This is a genomic window from Streptomyces sp. NPDC002730 (genome assembly GCF_042888805.1).
Taxonomy (GTDB): Bacteria; Actinomycetota; Actinomycetes; order Streptomycetales; family Streptomycetaceae; genus Streptomyces.
This window is the reverse complement of the sequence record NZ_JBIAQG010000003.1, coordinates 655146-675849: the sequence shown is the minus strand read 5'-3', so window position 1 is coordinate 675849 and position 20704 is coordinate 655146. Positions and strand designations below refer to the sequence as shown.

Here is a 20704-nt window from a genome sequence, read left to right as displayed (position 1 = left end):
ATCCGGGCACCCGCCAACGGCTGAGCGGCGGCGTACTCCTTACGGATCGACATCAGACCGGGCATCTCATGCTCGGCGAGAGTGATCTCCTTGCGGCCGAAGGCGGCGAGGGAAAGGTCGGCGACCTTGAAGTCCTGGTCAGTGGCGACAGTCGACATGCGAGCTGCTCCTCGTGGTGTGGGTCGAGGGTGGGTACGGCTGGCTCTGCGGCGGCCATGGGCATACGAATGCCCGGGCGCCCGCAGTGCAGTCCGTCGGAGGCCCTCTCTCCCTCGGCCGGTCCGTGGAACGGGACCGCCCGACCGCCATCAGCAGCGACGTCTGACTCTGGTCACGAATCTACACCGATCGGCCGAGTGGGCCCCAGCCCGCCCGGGCTGGGATCCAGCCACATCCGAGGTCCGCCGCCCCTAACTGGAAGCGTCCTCCGGCTTTCGCCGTCGCGCTCGTGTGTTGCACGATGCCTCGTGGATCGGGAACCACTGCACGATCTGCGCACCGAAGCGTTAGGAGAACCACGTGACCAGTCCGGCAAGTGAGCAGCGGAAGTTGAAGCTGCTCGCGGTGACCGCCTGTCCGACCGGCATCGCCCACACCTATATGGCGGCGGAGAAGCTGGTGCAGGCCGCGGAGGCGCTCGGCATCGATATGAAGGTGGAGACTCAAGGCTCCATCGGGGCCGAGAATGTCCTCTCTGACAACGATGTCATAAACGCCGACGGCATCATCATCGCGGCTGACAAGGACGTGGACCGCAGTCGGTTCGCAGGGAAGAAGGTGCTGGCCGTCGGGGTCGCCGAGGGCATCCACCACCCCGAGCGGCTGATCGAGCAGGTGCAGAGCGCTCCCGTGCAGGGGGCGGGCGGCGGGGGCGGGGACGCGGCGCCGCCGAGCAGCGCGGGCGGGAGCGGCAAGGAGCGCAGCGTCGCGTACAAGGCGCTGATGAACGGTGTCTCGTACATGATCCCGTTCGTGGTGGTCGGCGGGCTGCTGATCGCCATCTCGCTGGCGTTGGGGGGTCATGCGACGCCCGAGGGTTACATCATCCCGAAGGACTCCTTCTGGCTGGACGTCAACAACATCGGTGTCGCCGGCTTCACGCTGATGATCCCGATCCTCTCCGGCTACATCGCGTACGCCATCGGGGACCGGCCCGCACTGGTGCCGGGCATGATCGGCGGATGGATTGCCGCGCACGGCGAGCTCTACGGTTCGCCGAAGGCCGGCGCGGGCTTCATCGGTGCGATCGTCACCGGCTTCCTGGCCGGTTATCTGGTGTTGTGGATCAAGAAGGTCAAGGTCCCGAAGTTCGTCCGGCCGATCATGCCGATCATCGTGATCCCGATCGTCGCGACCTCCGTGCTGGGGCTCTTGTTCATCAACGTCATCGGCAAGCCGATCTCGTGGGTCTTCACGCATCTCACCGACTGGCTCAGCGGGATGACCGGGACCAGTGCGATTCTGCTGGGCGCGATTCTGGGGCTCATGATCGCGTTCGACATGGGCGGGCCGGTCAACAAGACCGCGTTCCTCTTCGGCGCCGGGCTGATCGCCACCGGCAACCAGACCGTCATGGGTATGTGCGCCGCCGCGATTCCGGTCATGCCGCTCGGGCAGGGGCTCGCCACGCTGATCCGGCGGCGGCTCTACTCGGAGCAGGAACGGGAGACCGGTATGGCCGCGCTCTTCATGGGGATGTTCGGGATTTCGGAAGGCGCGATTCCGTTCGCGGCGGCCAGGCCGGCCCAGGTCATTCCGGCGAACATGCTCGGTGGTGCGGTGGCCGGTGCGTTCGCAGGTCTGGCCGGCGTGGAGGACGCGGTTCCGCACGGTGGGCCGATCGTGGCCGTGCTCGGTGCGGTCGGAGGGGTGCCGATGTTCTTCCTGGCGGTCGCGATCGGCACCGTCGTCACCGCGATCACCACGAATGCGCTGATCGACGTCAAGGAGCGGAAGACGCGCGGGGCCGGTGCGCCGGCGCCCGTGAGTGTGGGCGTGGGCGTGGATGCGCTGGTGCCCGAGCGGGCCCTTGTCGGGGCCGGTGCCGGGGTCGGTGCCGGGGGCGTACGGACCGAGACCGCGCTCACTTCCCCGCCCTCTGCGGCGGAGCAGCCCGAACTGGCAGACCCGGCCGAACCGGCACCACCGGCCGAGGACGACGTGCTGTCCGGATATCTGACCGTGCAGACCGTCAAGGTTCAGCTGGCCGCCGACAGCAAGGAAGACGCCATCCGGGAGATGGCCGCGATGCTCTCCGGCACGGGCAAGGTCGCCGATCCCGACGCACTCGTGGCGGCCGCCTTCGCCCGCGAGGACCAGGGCACCACCGGGCTCGGCGAGGAGATCGCCGTGCCCCACGCCAAGACCGATGCGGTCACCGCGCCGATCGTCGGGTTCGCGCGGTCGGCGGAGGGCGTGGAGTGGGGTTCGCTCGACGGTACGAAGGCCAAGCTGATCTTCATGATCACGGTGCCGGAGGCGGCCGCCGGCGATGAGCACCTGCGGATCCTGGCGCTGCTGTCGCGCAAGCTCATGGACTCCGGTTTCCGGGAGCGGCTGACGGGCGCGTCCGACGAGGCGGCGATCCTCGACGTGCTGCGCGAGATCCAGTAGCCCGTAGGGAACACGAAGGGGCCCCGCGCGAACAGCTGCGCGGGGCCCTTGTCGACGAGAGCGGGGCCCTTGTCGACGAGAACGGGCCCTTGTCGACGAGAAAGGCCCCGCTGCCTGTCGGCATCGGGGCCTTCTCGTGGTGGTGCGAGCGGCGACGCGAGATCAGTGGGAGGTCTCCGGGCCCTGGCCGCCCGGGGCCTTCGCCGGGTTGACGCCAGCCGCGGCCGCCGACTCGCTGTAGATGTCCGGCTCCAGGTAGATCACGCGGGCGATCGGGACCGCGTTACGGATGCGGTCCTCGGCAGCGTTGATCGCGTCCGCGACCTCGGAGGCCGTGTCGTCGTGCTTGACCGCGATCTTCGCTGCGACCAGCAGTTCCTCCGGGCCGAGGTGGAGCGTACGCATGTGGATGATGCCGGTGACCACATCACCGTCCACGAGGGCGGCCTTGATCTTCTCGACATCGTCCGTGCCGGCCGCCTCGCCCAGCAGCAGGGACTTCGTCTCGGCCGCCAGGACCAGCGCGATCAGGATGAGCAGGACGCCGATGCAGAGGGTGCCGATGCCGTCCCAGACGCCGTCGCCCGTGCCCAGGGCCAGGCCCACACCGATGAGCGCCAGGACCAGACCGACCAGCGCGCCCAGGTCCTCCAGGAGGACGACCGGAAGCTCCGGGGCCTTGGCGCGGCGGACGAACTCCGTCCACGAGAGCTTGCCGCGTGTCTCGTTGGACTCCTTGATCGCGGTACGGAAGGAGAAGGACTCGGCGATGATCGCGAAGACCAGGACGCCGACCGGCCAGTACCAGGCCTCGATCTGGTGCGGGTGCTGGATCTTCTCGTAGCCCTCGTAGATCGCGAACATGCCGCCGACCGAGAAGAGAACGATGGAGACGAGGAAGGCGTAGATGTATCGCTCACGGCCGTAGCCGAAGGGGTGCTGCGGGGTCGCCTCACGCTTGGCCTTCTTGCCGCCGAGCAGCAGCAGCCCCTGGTTTCCGGAGTCCGCGAGCGAGTGGACGCTCTCCGCGAGCATCGACGACGAGCCGCTGAAGAGGAACGCAACGAACTTCGCTACCGCGATTGCGATGTTGGCGCCCAGTGCCGCCACGATCGCCTTTGTTCCGCCTGACGCGCTCATGTGTGCCGGATGTCCCTTCGTACTTACGTCGGTCGCCACTCGGGCTTTGCCCGGTCTTTGCCGTGCGCCATTGTTGCAGCCCTCGAAAAGGGCGCCGCGTCAGGCCACCACAGTGGCTCGGAAGACGGTGCCGGAACCGGATCCTGTGCCCGAGATCTCCGTCTTGTCCCCCGCCGGGACGAAGGCCGACTCGCCAGGGGCAAGGGTCAGCTCACCGGACGTCGCACTTCCCGCAGGCACGCTGTCCACCGTCACGCTGCCCGCCGTGCAGAGCAGGATCTGCGGGGTGGGAGCGGTGAGATCGCGGGGCTGCGCGCCCGGAGCCAGCGTGTAGCGGGAGAGGCGGAACTCGTGGATCGGGGTTTCGTAGACCTCCTCGCCCGAGGGCGCGGCCTCCGGGCGCAGAACGCCCGGATCGGTCACCTCGAAGCGGACGATGCGCAGCAGTTCGGGAACGTCCACATGCTTGGGGGTCAGTCCGCAGCGCAGCACATTGTCGGAGTTGGCCATGATCTCGACGCCGAGGCCGTTGAGATACGCGTGCGGGACGCCGGCGCCGAGGAACAGCGCCTCGCCGGGCTGCAGTTGGACGTAGTTGAGCAGCATGGCGGCGATCACGCCCGGGTCGCCGGGGAATTGGTGCGCAATCGCGGCGTACGGGGCGTAGGCGCCGCCGAGGCGTTCCGCGGCGGCCGCCGCTTCGGTGACGGTGGCGGTCATCTCGGCCGGGTCGGCGGTCAGGATGGCGGTCAGTACCTCGCGGAGCGCGGCCTCTTCCGGGTGGGCGTGGAGGAGATCGACGTACGGCTTGAGCGAGTCCACCTCGAGTCCGGCGAGGAGATCGGCGGCGTCGACGGGCGTACGGAATCCGCACAGGCCGTCGAAGGGCGTGAGCGCGCAGATCAGTTCGGGCTTGTGGTTGGCGTCCTTGTAGTTGCGGTGCGGAGCGTCGATCGGGACGCCCGCGCTCTCCTCGGCGGCGTAGCCCTCCCTCGCCTGCTCGAGGTTCGGGTGGACCTGGAGGGAGAGAGGGGCACCGGCCGCGAGGATCTTGAGGAGGAAGGGGAGGCGCGGTCCGAACTTCTCGACGGCCGCGGAGCCGAGTTCGCGTACCGGATCGGCGGCGATGACGTCGGACAGCGGCTGGTCGGTAGTGCTGCGGGTGACGCGGGAGGGCGCTCCCGGGTGGGCGCCCATCCACATCTCGGCCTGTGGCTCGCCGGTGTGGGCGACGCCCAGCAGGTCCGGGATGGCGGTCGTGGAGCCCCAGGCGTAGGGGCGCACGCTGTTGGAGAGGCGATCCATGTTCTTCCTTGAGTTCTCAGTACTCGTGTTCTCAGATACTCGACAGGTACCCGTGTTCTCAGGCCTGAGCGCGCGAGGCCGTCAGGGCCAGATAGATGGCCGCGAAGTCGGTGACGGCGAGGAGTTCGGCGATCGACTCCAGCTCGGTGCCCTCCTCCGGTTCGAGCTCGCTGATCGGGGTGTCGTGGCTGAGCGCCAGTTCGCGGGCGGCGGGCGCGGCGGTGAGGCCGCCGGCGGGCCGGTCGCGCAGAAGCACGACGCGAGCGCGCAGGGCCTGCTGCTCCGCGACACGGTCGCGGAAGAAGTCCTCCGGGTCGGCGCCTGCCGCGAGCGCGCCCGCGAGGAGCACTCCGTGGGCGGGGAGCGCCTCGGGGAGCTCCGCGACCAGGGCGGGCCGGCCGGCCAGCTCGGCCAGTACGGCGGCGAAGCGGCGGCCCGCGGGGGCGGCGCCCGCGCCCTCCGTCCAGATGAGCGGGAGGCTGTCGGCGAGCTCGGCGGCGAGCGTCTTGGCGGGATTGCTGTACGTCGCGATGGCCGGGCCGCACCGTTCGGCGGTGGCGTCGAGGCGGTCGGCCACCTTGGCGAGCGTCTCCGGGGGCGCCTCGAGTACGCCGACGCGGTCGAGAAGCGCGAGGAGCGGAGTGAACAGCGCCCACAGCGCGCCGGGGCTCGCGGCCTGGGTCTCCTCGTACATCTCGTGCGGGGCGGTGGCCATGGGGACGACCAGGCCGTGCGTGCCGTCGACCGCCTCGGAGAGCGGGGAGTGCTGGGGGGCTACGGCGACGACGGTGCAGCCGCGGCGGTACGCCTGCTCGGCGAGGAGGGCGAGGCCGGGTTCGCTGCCGTCGGTGGTCGCGATGAGGAGGAGGTCCACGGAGCCGGCCCAGCCGGGCAGCGCCCAGCGGAGGGCGCCGGCGGCCGGGGCTACGCCGGTGGGGGCGAGCCGGGTGACGGGGGCGGTGGCGCCGGCGAGCGCGCTGACCAGGTCGGCGACGCCGGTGGCGGCGGTGCCGGGGCCCGCGATGAGTACGGACCGGGGGCGGCCCTCGGGCTTGAGCTCGGCGATACCTGCCTCTGCGGCGTGCCTGGCGGCGGTGCGTACCCGCGCCCCGGCCTCGGCGGCCCCTCGGAGGAGGCCTCGGCGATCGGCTCGGGCCAGGGCGTCCGGGGCATCGAGGAGCGACTCGTCGAGCATGGGGGTGGGCCTCCGATCGCCGTGCGCGTGCGGGGGGTCTTGGTTGTTGTGCAGTTGTACGGGTGCGGGTGGTGCGGGTGTGGTTGGTGGGGTGCGCGCGTGGTGAGGGTTACGCCGGGCGGCGTGCCTCGTCGACGAGGAGGACGGGGATGGCGTCCCGCACCGGGTAGGCCAGGCCGCAGTCCTTGCCCGTGCAGATCAGCTCGGGTGTGTCGGCTGCCGTGCGGTCGCTGAGCGGAGCGTGGCAGGCCGGGCAGGCGAGGATCTCCAGGAGGCCGGCTTCGAGCGGCATGTGTGGGGTGTCCCTTCGGGCATGCCGCATGTCGAAGTCGCTTCGAACATGCGGTCGCGGTCATGCGGATTGAGCCACGTCAGCCTACCGCTGGGGGGCGGGGTGCGGCGCGTTCTGGGGCGGGCGGGTGCAGGGGCACGGGTGCGGGTGCGGGTGCGGGTGGGTCGGGGTGCGGGTGGGGCCGCTGCGCGGGGCGTTCCCCTGCCCGCCCCTTCCCGAAACCGGGGCTCCGCCCCGGGCCCCGGGCGTTTCCCCACCCGCCCGCCCTTGAGATGTGGGGGTACGGGGTACCCCCACGCCCCCGCGGCGGCAGCTTCGCGCCGCCGAGCGAGTCGCTGCACCCGCCCCCGGGGGGCAGCCCCCGGGGGCTGCAGCTTCGCGCCGCCGAACGAGGCGCCGCACCCGGGGCCGGGGGGCAGTAACCCATCCCCGGACCCGGCTGGGACTCACTCAGGGTCAGGAAGCACGGACCAGTGTCAGGACCTCGTCCCGCACCTTCGTCATCGTCGCCTCGTCGCGTGCCTCCACGTTCAGGCGCAGCAGTGGCTCGGTGTTCGACGGGCGGAGGTTGAACCACCAGTCCGCCGTCGACACCGTCAGGCCGTCCAGTTCGTCGGTCGTCACGTCCTCGCGCGCCCCGAACGCAGCCTTCACCGCCGCCGTACGGCCCGCCTGGTCGTCGACCGTGGAGTTGATCTCGCCCGAGCCCGTGTACCGGTCGTACTGTGCGACCAGCGACGACAGCGCGCCGTCCTGCGAGCCCAGCGCCGCCAGTACATGCAGCGCCGCCAGCATGCCGGTGTCCGCGTTCCAGAAGTCCCGGAAGTAGTAGTGCGCCGAGTGCTCGCCGCCGAAGATCGCTCCCGTACGGGCCATCTCCTCCTTGATGAAGGAGTGGCCGACCCGCGTACGGGCCGGAGTGCCGCCGTTCTCGCGGACGACCTCCGGGACCGACCACGACGTGATCAGGTTGTGGATCACCGTGCCGCCGGGGTGCTTGGCCAGTTCACGCGCCGCCACCAGCGCCGTGATCGCCGACGGCGAGATGCCCTCGCCGCGCTCGTCCACGACGAAGCAGCGGTCCGCGTCGCCGTCGAAGGCCAGGCCCAGGTCGGCGCCCTCGGACCGGACGCGGGCCTGGAGGTCGACGAGGTTCCGCGGGTCCAGCGGGTTCGCCTCGTGGTTGGGGAAAGTGCCGTCCAGCTCGAAGTACATCGGTACGAGAGTGAGGGGCAGGGACCCGAAGACGGTCGGGACGGTGTGGCCGCCCATGCCGTTGCCCGCGTCCACGACCACCTTCAGCGGACGCATCGCCGACAGGTCCACCAGGGACAGCAGATGCGCCGAGTAGTCCGTCAGCGTGTCCAGCTCGGTCACCGTGCCCGGCACCTCGGCCGGGGCCGGTGCGCCCCGCTCGGACCAGGACTCGACCAGCGCGCGGATGTCCGCGAGGCCCGTGTCCTGGCCCACCGGTGCGGCGCCCGCCCGGCACATCTTGATGCCGTTGTACTGCGCCGGGTTGTGCGAGGCGGTGAACATCGCGCCCGGCAGACCCAGCTTCCCCGAAGCGAAGTACAGCTGGTCCGTCGAGCACAGGCCGATCAGGGTGACATCCGCGCCCCGGGCCGCGGCCCCGCGCGCGAACGCCCCGGAAAGCCCTGGCGACGACGGCCGCATGTCATGGCCGACGACGATCGCGTCGGCGTCCGTCACCTGGACGAAGGCGGCCCCGAACAGTTCGGCCAGGGCCTCGTCCCACTGATCCGGCACCACCCCGCGGACGTCGTACGCCTTCACGATCTGCGACAGATCAGCAGTCACGGCCCAACCTTCCTGAAGTCTCTGCGGTCACGTCAAACTACCTGCACAAACTAAGGCAGCATCCAGCCCAGTACCGGTGTGCTCTGTGCCGTCACGATCAGGCACATCACCAGCAGCAGTCCCAGGCTCCACGGGAGCACCTTGCGCAGCAGGTCGCCCTCCTTGCCCGCGAGCCCGACCGCGGCGCAGGCGATCGTCAGATTCTGCGGCGAAATCATCTTGCCGAGGACCCCTCCGGAGCTGTTGGCCGCCGCCAACAGCTCGGGCGAGAGCCCCGATTCCCGCGCCGCCGTCACCTGGAGCGCGCCGAAGAGCGCGTTCGCGGAGGTGTCCGAGCCGGAGACCGCGACGCCGAACCAGCCGAGCACCGGGGAGAGGAAGGCAAGTCCCGCGCCCGCCGCGGCCACGAGATGACCGATGGAGGCGGCCTGTCCGGACAGGTTCATGACGTACGCGAGTGCCAGTACGGAGGTGACCGTGAGGATCGCGTACCGCAGTTCGTGCACGGTCGCCGCCCACTCGCGCAGCGCCTCCCGCCCGCCTACGCCCAGGACGAACGCGGTCACCACACCCGCGAGCAGCACCAGCGTCCCGCCGGTGGAGACGAGCGGCATCGTGAAGACATTCGCGCCGACCGGCTTCCCCTCCGGGCTCGCGACATCGAGGAACGGCCAGTCGAAGACACGGGTCGCCTCCGCCAGCAGCCGTTTGACGGGCGGTATCTGGGCGACGGAGAAGATCGCGACGATGAGTGCGTACGGGGCGTAGGCGCGCACCACTTCGCGCCGCGGGTCCTCGTGGTCCAGGTCCTCGCTCCGTACGCCTGTGAGCACCGCAGCCCGTACCGGCTCCGCGGCCGGCCTGCGCGCGCCCGGCACCGCGACCAGCGCTGCCGCGCCCACCAACGCCGCGCCGATGTCGGCGAGTTGGGCCGAGACATAGTTGGCCGCCGCGAACTGGGCTGCCGCGAAGGCGAATCCGCAGGCGAGCGCGGGCGCCCAGGTCTCCCGCAGACCCCGCCGCCCGTCGACCAGACCGACCAGCACCAGCGGCACGACGAGGGCGAGCAGCGGCGTCTGGCGGCCGACCACCGAGGCGACCGAGTCCAGCGGCAGGCCGGTGACCTGAGCGAGCGTCACCACCGGGGTACCCATGGCGCCGAACGCGACGGGCGCGGTGTTGGCCACGAGCGAGACGACCGCCGCCTTGACCGGGTCGAAGCCGAGCGCGACGAGCATCACCGAACAGATGGCGACCGGCGCGCCGAAACCGGCGAGTGCTTCGAGCAGCGCACCGAAGCAGAAGGCGATGACGAGGGCCTGGATGCGAGGGTCGTCGGAGAGCCGGCCGAAGGAACGCCGCAGGATGTCGAAGTGCTGGGTACGGACCGTCATCCGGTACACCCACAGGGCGTTGACGACGATCCACATGATGGGGAAGAGGCCGAAGAGCACACCCTGCGCGCCGGCCGAGAGGGTCTGGCCGAGGGGCATGCCGTAGGCGAGCCAGGCGACCAGCGCCGCGACAGCGAGCCCGATGAGTCCGGCGCGGTGGGCCTTCATCCGTACGGCTCCGAGCAGCACCATGACGGTGACCAGCGGGAGCGCGGCAACGAGGGCGGACAGGGCGAGCGAGTCGGCGACGGGTTCCAGTTCCTGCACGAACACGACAGACCTACCTCCGAATTCCGGGATGCGGAAAGCGATCTCTCACGGGTGAGGGAATGGTCGTGTCCGCGACAAGTGGAGGTCAATGGTCCGCACAGGATTCCGCAGTGGATTCCGTACAGGATTCAATGAATAAATGAGCGGCGTGGCTCAGGTGGAGCGAGGGCGCTCAGGGTGCGCTCCAGGGGCGCGAGGGCTCAGGAGTCCGGGGAACGCAGCACCCGCAGATGGCCGCGGCGCGCGACCTCCATCGGGTCCGCCGCCCGGCGGCCGTTCTGCGCACCGGCCTCGACGGTCCGTCCCTGCGGGCGGGCCGCCTCCCGTACGGCATTGGCGAGCGCCTCGAGATCGTCGCCGCTGGGGCGGGGCGGGGCGGAGCCGTCGGTGAGCCGCACGACCTCCCAGCCGCGCGGGGCGGTCAGCCGCTCACTGTGCTCGGCACACAGGTCGTAGCAGTGGGGCTCGGCATAGGTGGCGAGCGGGCCGAGGACCGCGGTCGAATCGGCATAGACGTACGTCAGTGTCGCGACGGCGGGGCGGCCGCACGCGGTGCGCGAACAGCGACGTACAGGGCTCACGACGTTGGACGGTACCGCACTCTTGAGCGGGCTGCGACGACTCTCCACCAGGTCACCCCACCGTGTCGTGCTGTGATGTCGACCATAGAGGCTCCTCGAGCAACTGCCCTGACCTGCACGGGAGGAGAAGCGCGCCGACGACACCCGCGGGCGATGCGGTCACGACTCGGGGTAAATAAGGTCAATCACGATGAGATCGGCGATCGTGGGGAGGTACGCAATCGGGCCCAAGCTTGGCCGGAATGCTCAATTAGCGACATGCCCCCTCCCCGCGGCGCGGACCCGATCGCCGCACCCCAGTGAGAGTTACCCTGCGTCAGTGATGGACAGTTCTGTGCCGCCCCGCCCGTCCGAACCGCGGCCGCGTCGCCGCGACCGCCACGGCCGCGGGATGCGCGGGCCCGTCGCGCCGCCCCAGGTACCCCTCGCCGCCAGCCGGGCCGAGTCCTTCCGGGACCTGGTGCAGGACTCGGTGGAGCGGCTGGAGCGACGCTGGCCACAGCTCGCCGACGTCGATTTCCTCGTACTGGACGTGCCGGGCGCGCCGGACGAGTCGGTGCCGCTGGGCAGCTCGGCTCCCGCGGAAAAGGAACGGCGGGCTCAGATCGTGGTCTACCGGCGGCCCGTCGAGATCCGGACGAAGAATCGCGACGAGCGCGCACTGCTGGTGCACGAGGTGGTCGTGGAGCAGGTGGCTGAGCTGCTGGGGCTGGCGCCGGAGTCGGTCGACCCGCGATACGGACAGGACTGACCGACGGCAGTCTGCTGTCAGTCGTTGCGCCGGTCGATCTCGTCAGTCGTCCAGTACCGACAGATCCTGCTCCGCCTTCGGCACCGCCACCGTCCCCCGGTCGTCCGGCAGCGTCTGCACCGTGAACATCGGGATGCCGTCCTGCGGCAGCGTGAGCGTGCGTGACGCGTGCACCGGGCCGCCCGACACCGTCTCGACGGTGAGCGCGTACGAGCCCTTGAGACCGGCCGGGACCGGCGGGGGGACCGCCAGTGTCGTACCGGCCTTGACCGTGTACGTCTTGACGACCTGAGTGCCGCCCTGCGTACCCGCCGAGGCGGTGACCTTGACCTGTGCGCCGGCGTCCGGCGCGGTCAGGGACAGGATCGAGCCCTTGGCGCGGTTGTCGGCCGCGGTCGCCCGCTCCCCCACCGGTGCGGTCGCCGGGATGAAGGCGACCTCCTGCTTGTCGCCCTTGCCGCGCACGACGCGAAGCGCCGCCACCACCGGGGTCGCCTGGCTGCTCTGCGCCGGGCTGAGGATCAGTGATCCGGCCTCGCCCTTGGTGACGTCCTGCAGGTCGACGGCCGCGGTCATGCCGGACTTGATGTGCAGCGTCTCGTGTCCGGCCGGGGTGATCCGGCCGGTCGCGCCCGCCAGCTGCACCTTCAGGTCGGCGTCGTCGTCGCCGGGCGCGAAGGCCACCAGCTGGACCGAGGTGGCGTCCGCAGGGATGCCCGGCAGTACCGCGGTGCCCGACGGATCGGCCGAGGCGGCCAGCCAGTCGCTGCCCGCCTTGTCGTCGGCTGCCCGCACCACCGCTCCGACGCGGCCCGTGCGGGTGGTGACATGGACGGTCAGATCCGCGGCGGGGTCGGAGGTCAGTGTGGAGAGCAGGACCGGGACGCTGGATCCGGCAGGGACCGGGATGCCCTCGGTCAGTGTGGTCTTGAGGGCGCCGTCCTTGCCGTACAGCTCGATGTCGGCGACGGCCGCCGTCGGGTCCGGGTTGGTGAGGTGGACGTAGTCCTGGCGGTTCTTGGCGATGGAGGCGCCCGGGAACCAGAAGTCGGTGTCGGGTGCGGTGCAGCTGACGCCGAGCACGCCGCGCGAGCCGCCTGCGGTGACCGTGGTGGTCTGCTGGGCGGTCCAGCCCGGGGCGAGGCGGCCGGTGGCGGTGCCGACGAGGGCGGGGGCCTCGCCGCCGTCGGCCTTGGCGGCGACGGGCTTGCCGGGCTCCTTCAGCGCGAGCACCGCCTTGTCGGGCGCCGGCTTCTTCGCGCCCTCCGCCGCGGCGTCCTTCTTGGCGTCCTTCTTGGCGTCCTTCTTGGGCGTGGTGCCGGTGTCGGCCAGGGTGGCGGCGGACGCCTTCAGCTCGGCTGCACCGTCCTTCGCGTCTCCGGCCTTCCCGACCGGAGTGAACGACGTGTACGCCGTCTCCGCGATCTCGGAGCTGCTCGGCGCCGGGCAGAGCAGGCTGGAGCGTTCGACGGGCAGCCGCGCCGCGGCCCCGGCTTCCGCCGTCGAGCCGCCGCCCGGTGCGGTGAGGGCGGCGAACCCGGTGATCGCGGCGAGTGCGACGGTGGTCGCGATCAGGGAGATGGTTGTGCGCTTCACTCTGACTCGCCTCGCGAAGTGTTGCCGGGATGCTGTTCGGTCTCGCTGCCGTCGGCGTAGGGCTGTCCGCCCTGCCGGTCGTAGCCGTACGGGTCGTACTGGCCCTCCTGGTACTGCCCGTCCCCGTAGGTCGCCGCCTGGTACGGATCGGCCTGGTACGGCTGCTGGTACTGGTCCGCAGCGCCGTACTGCTGCCCGTCGCCGTACTGCTCACCGCCGAACTGCTGCCGGCCGTCGTACTGGGCGCCGCCCTGGTACTGCTCGTTGCCGTACGGAGCGGTGTACCCGGTGTCCGCGTACGACTGCGCGTCCCATTCGCCGTACTGCTGCTGGGGCAGCGCCGCGTACTGCGTCGGCTGCTGCTCGGCCTGCTGTGCGCCGAGTTGGCCGTACGGGTCGGGGGCCGGGTCGGCGTAGGCCTGAACCTGGTCGGCCGTCCCCACCCCTGTCTCCAGCGCCGTGTCCGACTCGGCCTCCGCTTCCGCCTGCGCGCGCAGTCTGCGTGCCCTGCGGCCTTCGCCCTCCACCGGCTGAGCCGGTACGGCGATCTCCTCGTCCGGCAGGTCGTCGTCGATCTCCCGGCGCCGGCCCGGAAGCGCGAGCACCAGCAGCACCAGTGCGAACGCCCCCTGGGTCCAGATCCAGCCCGTGTGGGTGGCGGGGTCGTCGTACGTCAGGTCCAGCCGACCGCCCTCGGCGGGCAGTTCGAAGCCCTGGGCCCAGCCGTCGACGGTGGTCTTCGTCAGCACGCGGCCGTCGAGCGTTGCCTGCCAGCCTGCGTCGGCGCGGTCCGCGATGCGCAGCACGCGTCCGGACGCACCGGCCGGGATCTTGGCGTGGGCCTCGACCGGGTCGGCGGCGACGGGCAGGGGGTCGGCCTTGCCGGTGACGATGGTGGCCCGTGCGACCTGGCGGTCGACGCGCCACAGTGCGCTGCCGTCGAGCTGGCTCAGCCGGGTGAGGCCCGGGGTGGCGTCGAGGACGCGGCTGGTCTGGCGCGGTGCACCGTCACGTACGAGTACGTAACGGATCGCGAAGCCGCTGAGCTGGCTGGTCTGGTCGGCGCCGGAGCCCGCGACGAGGTTGGCGACGACCTTGTCGAGGCGGCCGTCGCTGCCGCCGGCCTCGGACAGTTCGGCGTCGCCGAGGCGGCCGCCGGAGCCGCGCACGAGGGTGTACGAGACCTTGGCGGCGGAGGTGCCGCCGAGGACGAGGGTGCGTGGCTGGTCGCGGGTGTCGCTCTCTGCGGCGACGAAGGCGGGCACCTGGACGGGGTCGCGTCGTTGCAGCGGTCCCGCAGCGCCGCTGAGCATCCAGTTGCCTGCGGCGAGAAGGGGGGCGATGCCGGCGGCGAGCGCGACGAGGGCCGCGACGGGCTGGCGCCAGCCGAAGTTCTGGGCGGCGACGCGGGAGCGGCCGCCTTCGGCGCCGATGACGGCGGCGGCGAGCAGGGCGATGCCGTAGACGAGGGTGGCGGGTCCTGCCCAGCCGGAGCCGTTGGCGAGCGCCGCGAAGATCAGTGCGACAAGTGCGGCGGCCCAGGCGGCGCGGATCGCGAACTGCCGTTCGCCGCGCAGCAGGGCCGCGAGTGCGGCCAGGACGATGCCGATGAGCAGGATTCCGCCTGCGGCCTTGGGGCCGCCGGGGCTCATGCCGAGGAGGTCGAGTGCGCCGGCCGATCCGGTGCCGAACTCGAGTCCGGCTTCGCGGAAGAAGCCGGACGGGCCGGTGAGCAGGGTCAGTGACCACGGCGCGAGCACAAGGAGCGGGGTGCCGACGGCGGCGAGGAAGCGCAGTCCGTATGCCGTGATGTCGTCACGTCGCAGTACGAGGACGCCGATGCCGAGGACGAGCGCGATCGGCCACACGATGGGTGTGAACGCCATGGTGAAGGTCAGCAGGAGGGCGTAGGCCCAGGTGGCGCGCCAGCTTCCGCGCCCGCCGCCGTTGCCGCCGCGCAGTCCGTGGGCGGCGACGCCGGCGCGTGCGATGAGGGGCAGCAGAATCGCGAGTACGGCGGTGCCGAGCCGTCCGGTGGCGAGTGCGCCGGTCGCGGCGGGCAGGAACGCATACGCGACGCTCCCCCAGGCCCGCAGCAGCCGGGACTCGACGATGGGCCGGGAGGCGAAGTAGGCGGTGAGTCCGGCGAGCGGGACCGAGCAGACGAGCAGCACGGTGAGTGCGAAGCCGGTGGAGCCGAGGAAGAGGGTGGAGAGCGCCGCGAGCACCGCGAGGTAGGGCGGTGCGGTCTGGGTGCCGCCGGTGCCGAGGGGGTGCCAGTTGTCGGCGTAGCGGGACCAGAGCTCGGAGACGTCGGCCGGGGCGGGCAGCAGTGCGCCGCCCGCGAGGGCGCCGCTGCCGAAGAGTCCGCGGCAGGCGACGAGCGAGACGAGGAGTAGGACGGCGAAGAGCACCGGTCCCGGCTTGCGCCCTATTTTCTTCAGGCGGGCGAACTGTTCGATCTCGAGGAAGTCCGCATCGTCGCCGCCGGGTCCGGATTCGACGGCGCCGTGCCGGGAGCCGCCGGAGTCGGCGTCGGAGCCGCCGCCGAAGTGGCCCGCGACCTGTTCGACGGTGGCGCGGACGGTCGCGCCCGTCGGCGGGAAGAGGGGGCGCAGTTCGCCGGCCTCGACCGCTCGCCGAGAGCGCCTGCGGCGTCCGGCGATGATCCGTTCGGGCCGCAGCAGGGTGCCGAAGAGGCCCATGACTTCGTCGACGGCCTGGCCGGGGACTTTTCCGACGAGGTAGGCGAGGGTGCGCAGCAGGGTGCCGAAGACGATGCGCAGGAGTACGTACGGGAGCGCGGCGCCGCGTGCGTTGGTGAGGAGGGTGTAGACGGCCCCGGCCTTGTCGACGCGGTGCGGGCTGGCGACGGAGCGTCCCGCGCAGTCGACGGTGCGACGTTCGCGGGCGGCGGCTTCGGCGTGCCGCATGACGGCGTCGGGGGCGATGAGGACGCGGTGCCCTGCGGCGTGGGCGCGCCAGCAGAGGTCGACGTCGTCGCGCATGAGGGGCAGTCGTCGGTCGAAGCCGCCGAGCTCTTCGAAGACGTCGCGGCGGATGAGCATGCCGGCGGAGGAGACGGAGAGGACGGAGCGGATCTGGTCGTGCTGTCCCTGGTCCTGTTCGCGCCGGTCGAGTCCGGTCCAGCGGCGTCCGCTGTTGGCGATGGAGACGCCTGCCTCGAGGAGTTGTTTGCGGTCGTACCAGCCGCGGAGTTTGGGTCCGACGATGGCGGCGTATTCGTCGGAGTCGGCGACGCGCAGCAGTTCGGCGAGAGCGCCGGGTTCGGGTGCGCTGTCGTCGTGGAGGAGCCACAGCCATTGGACGGGTTCGCCATGGGGCAGCTCGGGCATGTCGTAGGCGTCGTCGCGCCAGCTCCTGCTGACCGGGTCCCAGCCGCTGGGCCGCTTGAGGTAGGGCAGGTCGTCGGGGGTGAGCACGCCGGCGGTGCGGGCCGCTTCGTCGACGGCGGTGCCGAAGCCGGTGCGGCGGGCGAGGTGCAGTACGCGTTCGGCGCCGAGTGCTTCGGTGACCAGCCGCGCGGAGTCGTCGGCGCTGCCGGTGTCGGCGGCGATGACGTTCTGTACGGGGCGTTCCTGGCCGAGGAGTCCGGCGAGGGCGTCGGGGAGCCAGCGTGCGCCGTCGTGGGAGACAAGCACGGCGGTGACGACATGCCGCGGGAACTCGGGCGGGTGTGCGGGAACAAACGCGGCTGTGGTGGGGGACATTGAGGTACGGGCCCTCCGGCCGGGGGGTCGCCCCGTAGGGGCGTTGGAGCGTCTCGGACGGGGCCCCACCCTAACGGTATGAAAAAGCGCTGCGGCGCGAAGCGACTCGATGGGGGTGGTGGTCGGGCGACGGGTGGGACAGAACGGTCCGCCGACTGCAGCGAGTGCGCAGTCGGCGGACCGTGGTTTACGTACGGGCTTGTGGTGTTTGGTCGGGTCTCGGGTATCGGTTCGGTTTTCAGACGGCGGCCTTCTTCAGCCGGCGGCGTTCGCGTTCGGACAGGCCGCCCCAGATACCGAATCGCTCGTCGTTGGCGAGGGCGTACTCGAGACATTCGGGGCGGACCTCGCAGGCAAGGCAGACCTTCTTGGCCTCGCGGGTGGATCCGCCCTTCTCGGGGAAGAAGGACTCGGGGTCGGTCTGGGCGCACAACGCGCGCTCCTGCCAGCCGAGTTCCTCGTCCGCGTCCTCGACCAGCAGTTGTTCGAACAGCTCGGTCATGTGCGCCCCTCGTCTGTTTTTGCGTCCCCGTGATGTTGCCGGTGTCGCTTTTCGGCCGAACGACACGAGTGAAATTACAAGTGCGGTGCTCCAAGCCAGTCAAGCCGAGATCTGCTATTGGGCCCGGTATTCACTCTGGGGAACCAAAGCTTTGCGGAAAGTGTTCAAATCATGAGAAACCTGACACATGCCAGCGGCCTGCCCCGCACTCCTCCTCTCACACAGAGAAGACGTGGCTGGGATCGATCTTGTTGCCCATCGAGCCACTGAAGCGATCCGGATCACAGTCCGATCACGGGACCGCAACGGCGTTTGTCAGCGCGGTTGCTGCGCCATGTCTCCGCGGTCGCGGCTGCACAAACCTTTCTCCGCAGCCAGTAACCGGATGAGGTGAAACATTACCGCCAAATCGGTCATTGAGTTGACAGTATGGGACCCACCCGTCACCTTTGATTGCATGCCAGTGACCTCAGCGCCCTTCGCAACCCCCATCCGTGGGTTCCGCAGCGCTGTCCAGGCGCGCTGTTGCTGTTCCAGCTGTTGATGCCGTAGCGCTCCAGCTTCACCACCGCGTACAGCTCATCGCCGTATGCACCGCATGTCCTGCGACACCCCTGCACTGCACGTTCTCTGCCGAGGAACCACCGCACCCATGAACAGCGACAGCGACCTCCAGATCGCCGGCGACATCCTCGCCGTACAGCACCTGCTCCAGCCCGCCCGCGAGCACCCGGCCACCGTCGCCGACTTCGTCGGCCTGGCCCGCTCCATCGCCGCCGACCGCGCGCAGTGGGCCCACCTCGTCCAGTACGACACCACCACCCGCTGGTACCACCGGCTGCGCACCGGTCCGGGCTACGAGGTGTGGCTGCTGTCCTGGGTCCCGGGGCAGGGCAGCGGGCTGCACGACCACGGACTGTCCTCCGGTGTGCTGACCGTCCTCGACGGCGAGCTCACCGAGCGCACCGCAGACACCTCCCGGTCCCTGTCGGCCGGCGCGCAGCGGGTGTTCGCGCCCGGATATGTGCACGAGGTGGTCAATGACTCGCTCGAGCCTGCGGTCAGCCTGCACATCTACTACCCGGGTCTGACCGATATGCCGATGCACAGCTCCCAGTGCTCCCCGGCCGAACGGGATGTCGTAGCCGCCTGACCACCACCCATGGGATCAGGCTCTGCCTGACAGTCCCGCCCGTACCCGACCACCGCCCCTCATGGGATCAGGCTCCGCCTGACAGACTGTCTGCATGCGCATTGTGGTTCTGGCCGGCGGCATCGGCGGCGCCCGTTTCCTCCGCGGTCTCAAGCAGGCCGCGCCCGAAGCGGACGTCACGGTGATCGGCAACACCGGCGACGACATCCATCTGTTCGGACTGAAGGTCTGCCCCGACCTCGACACCGTGATGTACACCCTCGGCGGTGGCATCAACGAGGAGCAGGGCTGGGGCCGTACGGACGAGACCTTCCAGGTCAAGAGCGAGCTCGCGGCGTACGGCGTGGGACCCGAGTGGTTCGGTCTCGGCGACCGCGACTTCGCCACGCACATCGTCCGTACGCAGATGCTGAGCGCGGGCTATCCGCTCAGCGCCGTCACCGAGGCGCTCTGCGCGCGCTGGAACCCTGGCGTGCGGCTGCTGCCGATGTCCGACGACCGCGTCGAGACGCATGTCGCCGTCGAGGTCGAGGGCGAGCGCAAGGTCATCCACTTCCAGGAGTACTGGGTGAAGCTGCGGGCGTCCGTGGCCGCGGAGGCCGTCGTGCCCGTCGGCGCGGACCAGGCGAAGCCGGCGCCCGGGGTGCTGGAGGCGATCGCCGCCGCCGACGTCATCCTCTTCCCGCCGTCCAACCCCGTCGTCAGCGTCGGCACGATCCTGGCCGTGCCGGGGATCCGCGAGGCCATAGCCGAAGCGGGCGTCCCGGTCGTGGGCCTGTCCCCCATCGTCGGGGACGCGCCGGTGCGCGGCATGGCGGACAAGGTCCTGGCCGCGGTGGGCGTGGCGGCGACGGCCGCCGCCGTCGCCCAGCACTACGGCTCCGGGCTGCTCGACGGGTGGCTGGTCGACACGGTGGACGCGGGCGCGGTGGCGGAGGTCGAGTCGGCGGGGATCCGCTGCCGGGCCGTGCCGCTGCTGATGACGGATGTGGACGCGACCGCCGAGATGGCGCGTCAGGCGCTGGCCCTGGCCGAGGAGGTACGGGCGTGAACCCGCCCTCCTACCGGGTCTGGGCGCTGCCCGGTCTTGCGGAGGTCCAGCCGGGCGACGACCTCGCGAAGCTGATCACCGCGGCCTCACCGGAGCTGGTGGACGGCGACGTACTGCTCGTCACCTCGAAGATCGTGAGCAAGGCGGAGGGACGGGTCGTCGAGGCGGCCGACCGCGAGGCAGCCATCGACGCGGAGACGGTACGGGTGGTGGCGCGGCGCGGCACCCTTCGTATCGTCGAGAACCGGCAGGGCCTGGTGATGGCCGCAGCCGGGGTCGACGCCTCCAACACCCCTGCCGGGACAGTGCTGTTGCTGCCCGCCGATCCTGATGCCTCGGCGCGGGCGATCCGCGAAGGGCTGCGGGAGTCGCTCGGGGTCGACGTCGGCGTGATCGTCACGGACACCTTCGGGCGGCCCTGGCGCAACGGTCTGACCGATGTCGCGATCGGCGCGGCAGGCGTGCGGGTACTGGACGATCTGCGCGGCGGGGCCGACACGTACGGCAATCCGCTGAGCGCGACCGTCGTCGCCACCGCGGACGAACTGGCCGCGGCGGGCGATCTGGTGAAGGGCAAGGTGGCGGGTCTGCCGGTCGCGGTGGTGCGCGGTCTGCCGCATCTGGTGGCCGACGCGGCTGAGGGAGCGCGGGCGATGGTCCGGGTCGCGGCCGACGACATGTTCCGGCTGGGGACCTCGGAGGCGGTACGGGAGGCAGTGACCCAGCGCCGTACGGTGCGGGAGTTCACGGACGAACCGGTGGACGGCGGTGCGGTGCGCCGCGCCGTCGCCGCGGCTGTGACGGCTCCGGCGCCGCATCACACGACGCCCTGGCGGTTCGTACTCCTCGAATCCGCTGCGGCGCGCACCGGGTTGCTCGACGCGATGCGGGACGCGTGGATCGCGGACCTGCGGCGCGACGGCAAGTCGGAGGAGTCGATCGCGAAGCGGGTGCGGCGCGGGGACGTGCTGCGCAAGGCGCCGTATCTGGTCGTGCCGTGCCTGGTGGCGGACGGCTCGCACCACTACGGGGACGAGCGCCGGGACGCCGCCGAGCGCGAGATGTTCGTGGTCGCTGCGGGCGCGGGCGTGCAGAACTTCCTGGTGGCGCTGGCTGGTGAGCGGCTCGGCTCGGCGTGGGTGTCGTCGACGATGTTCTGCCGCGAGGTCGTACGGGACGTGCTGCGGCTGCCGGAGGAGTGGGACCCGATGGGCGCGGTGGCGGTCGGGCATGCGGCCGGGGCGCCGAAGGAACGGCCGGCGCGGGAGGCGGGGGACTTCATCGAGGTGCGATGACGCGCACTTGCGCC

The 20704-nt window shown here is 70.9% G+C and carries 16 protein-coding genes; 5 read left to right on the top strand and 11 right to left on the bottom strand.

All coding sequences use genetic code 11. From position 1 onward, the window contains the following. Window positions 1–158: adenosylhomocysteinase (locus tag ACFYXH_RS11315; protein WP_389561842.1), on the bottom strand; the 158-nt coding region annotated here is incomplete at its 3' end. A gap of 361 nt (window positions 159–519) precedes the next feature. Here ACFYXH_RS11315 and ACFYXH_RS11310 point away from each other — a divergent pair. Next, on the top strand, window positions 520–2613 hold the full coding sequence (locus ACFYXH_RS11310; protein ID WP_389561813.1) for a fructose-specific PTS transporter subunit EIIC: 2094 nt from the start codon (window positions 520–522) through the stop codon (window positions 2611–2613). Window positions 2614–2775: 162 nt separating this feature from the next. Here ACFYXH_RS11310 and ACFYXH_RS11305 read toward each other — a convergent pair whose 3' ends face one another. The 7 genes from ACFYXH_RS11305 to ACFYXH_RS11275 all read right to left on the bottom strand — a co-directional run bounded on the left by ACFYXH_RS11305 (window position 2776) and on the right by ACFYXH_RS11275 (window position 10659). Beyond that, entirely contained in the window at window positions 2776–3753 is a 978-nt protein-coding gene (locus tag ACFYXH_RS11305; protein WP_389561812.1) for a cation diffusion facilitator family transporter, read from the bottom strand. Between the two features lie 99 nt (window positions 3754–3852). Continuing rightward, the gene (manA, locus tag ACFYXH_RS11300) at window positions 3853–5058 is read right to left on the bottom strand and encodes a mannose-6-phosphate isomerase, class I (RefSeq protein WP_389561811.1); all 1206 of its coding nucleotides are present in this window, start codon (window positions 5056–5058) and stop codon (window positions 3853–3855) included. Between the two features lie 58 nt (window positions 5059–5116). Then, entirely contained in the window at window positions 5117–6253 is a 1137-nt protein-coding gene (locus tag ACFYXH_RS11295) for an SIS domain-containing protein (RefSeq protein WP_389561810.1), read from the bottom strand. 109 nt (window positions 6254–6362) lie between these two features. Next, complete coding sequence (locus ACFYXH_RS11290; protein ID WP_326650288.1) at window positions 6363–6545, bottom strand: Trm112 family protein; 183 nt, start codon at window positions 6543–6545, stop codon at window positions 6363–6365. A gap of 456 nt (window positions 6546–7001) precedes the next feature. Next, window positions 7002–8366, bottom strand: coding sequence for a phosphomannomutase/phosphoglucomutase (locus ACFYXH_RS11285; protein ID WP_389561809.1), 1365 nt, complete (start codon window positions 8364–8366; stop codon window positions 7002–7004). A gap of 50 nt (window positions 8367–8416) precedes the next feature. Then, complete coding sequence (locus ACFYXH_RS11280) at window positions 8417–10033, bottom strand: L-lactate permease (protein WP_389561808.1); 1617 nt, start codon at window positions 10031–10033, stop codon at window positions 8417–8419. Window positions 10034–10230: 197 nt separating this feature from the next. Continuing rightward, on the bottom strand, window positions 10231–10659 hold the full coding sequence (locus ACFYXH_RS11275) for a DUF3499 domain-containing protein (RefSeq protein WP_389561807.1): 429 nt from the start codon (window positions 10657–10659) through the stop codon (window positions 10231–10233). Between the two features lie 274 nt (window positions 10660–10933). On the opposite strand from ACFYXH_RS11275, the gene ACFYXH_RS11270 reads away from it, so the two are divergent. Further along, complete coding sequence (locus ACFYXH_RS11270; RefSeq protein WP_327328347.1) at window positions 10934–11362, top strand: metallopeptidase family protein; 429 nt, start codon at window positions 10934–10936, stop codon at window positions 11360–11362. A gap of 42 nt (window positions 11363–11404) precedes the next feature. On the opposite strand, the gene ACFYXH_RS11265 is transcribed toward ACFYXH_RS11270, so the two are convergent. The 3 genes from ACFYXH_RS11265 to ACFYXH_RS11255 form a co-directional block, all read right to left on the bottom strand. Beyond that, on the bottom strand, window positions 11405–12958 hold the full coding sequence (locus ACFYXH_RS11265) for a DUF5719 family protein (protein ID WP_389561806.1): 1554 nt from the start codon (window positions 12956–12958) through the stop codon (window positions 11405–11407). After that, on the bottom strand, window positions 12955–16689 hold the full coding sequence (locus ACFYXH_RS11260) for a glycosyltransferase (protein ID WP_389561805.1): 3735 nt from the start codon (window positions 16687–16689) through the stop codon (window positions 12955–12957). Before ACFYXH_RS11260 ends, ACFYXH_RS11265 begins: the two co-directional genes overlap by 4 nt. Before the next feature lie 238 nt (window positions 16690–16927). Further along, window positions 16928–17191, bottom strand: coding sequence for a WhiB family transcriptional regulator (locus ACFYXH_RS11255; RefSeq protein WP_326650296.1), 264 nt, complete (start codon window positions 17189–17191; stop codon window positions 16928–16930). Between the two features lie 652 nt (window positions 17192–17843). On the opposite strand from ACFYXH_RS11255, the gene ACFYXH_RS11250 reads away from it, so the two are divergent. The 3 genes from ACFYXH_RS11250 (at window position 17844) to ACFYXH_RS11240 (ending at window position 20690) form a co-directional block, all read left to right on the top strand. Continuing rightward, window positions 17844–18344, top strand: coding sequence for a cysteine dioxygenase family protein (locus ACFYXH_RS11250; RefSeq protein ID WP_327323973.1), 501 nt, complete (start codon window positions 17844–17846; stop codon window positions 18342–18344). Window positions 18345–18438: 94 nt separating this feature from the next. Beyond that, a complete protein-coding gene (gene cofD / locus ACFYXH_RS11245; RefSeq protein WP_389561804.1) occupies window positions 18439–19395 on the top strand; it encodes a 2-phospho-L-lactate transferase in 957 nt (318 codons plus the stop codon). Further along, entirely contained in the window at window positions 19392–20690 is a 1299-nt protein-coding gene (locus ACFYXH_RS11240; protein WP_389561803.1) for a coenzyme F420-0:L-glutamate ligase, read from the top strand. The genes cofD and ACFYXH_RS11240 overlap by 4 nt, the downstream gene beginning before the upstream one ends. Window positions 20691–20704: the final 14 nt, after the last annotated feature.